Below are 926 nucleotides of genomic sequence, written 5' to 3'. Positions count from 1 at the left end.
TTTCTAAGTCTGCTTTAGCTTTGTCTTTAGCCACTGGTTTAACTGCAGTTACTTCAGAGAGTGCATCTTCTTGGGCTTTATCAACGCCACCTTGATCGTTAGCATCTTTTGCTTTCTTAATAGCTTGGGCTGCTTTTGTGACAGCTTCTTCTACTTTTGCCTTCTCTGCATTTTTTTCGTCTTCTGATAATTCATCATTATCATCTATCTCAGCCATTTTCCTTGCTGCAGCTTCTGCTATGGCATCTACCGCCATGTCTGTTCCTATTGGATTCACATCGCCTATAGCTTTAGTTCCCTCAGTTTGCTTATTGGTAACTTCATCTTGAGAGTTGGCATTCGTAATATCTTGCTTAGCGTCCTCTGCTGCTTTCTTAGCTGCTTCCTTAGCTTTGTCTTTTTCGGCCGGACTTAACTTGCTATTCTTTTCAATCTCGTCTTCTTTTTCTTTAAGCTTATCTTCTATTGCTTTTATAGCTTTGTCTTTTCCTACTGGATTGATTGCAGTTACTTCAGAGATTACTTCTGTTTTGGCTTGTTCAACTCCGTCTTGATTTTTAGTTTCCTTAGCTTTCCTAATAGCTTCGCCTGCTTTTCTGACAGCTTCCGCTACTTCTTCCTTGGCTGCATTTTTTTCGTCTTCTGATAATGTTTCATCATCCTCTATCTCAGCCATTTTCACTGCTGCAGCTTCTGCTATTGCATTGACTGCATTCTCTGTTCCTATTGGATTCACATCGCCTATAGCTTTAGTTCCCTCAGTTTGCTTATTGGTAACTTCATCTTGAGAGTTGGCATTCGTAATATCTTGCTTAGCGTCCTCTGCTGCTTTCTTAGCTGCTTCCTTAGCTTTGTCTTTTTCGGCCGGACTTAACTTGCTATTCTTTTCAATCTCGTCTTCTTTTTCTTTAAGCTTATCTTCTATT

1 protein-coding gene is annotated in these 926 nt (G+C 40.0%); it reads right to left on the bottom strand.

What is annotated here, in order from left to right:
* Nucleotides 1-926 (bottom strand): DUF1542 domain-containing protein (locus tag HT669_RS04670; RefSeq protein ID WP_172933645.1); only part of this gene is annotated, 926 nt, incomplete at both ends.

Source organism: Streptococcus sp. 2100, assembly GCF_013276335.1.
Classification (GTDB): Bacteria; Bacillota; Bacilli; order Lactobacillales; family Streptococcaceae; genus Streptococcus; species Streptococcus pseudopneumoniae.
The sequence above is the reverse complement of the archived record's forward strand: the minus strand, read 5'-3'. Positions and strand labels throughout refer to the sequence as shown.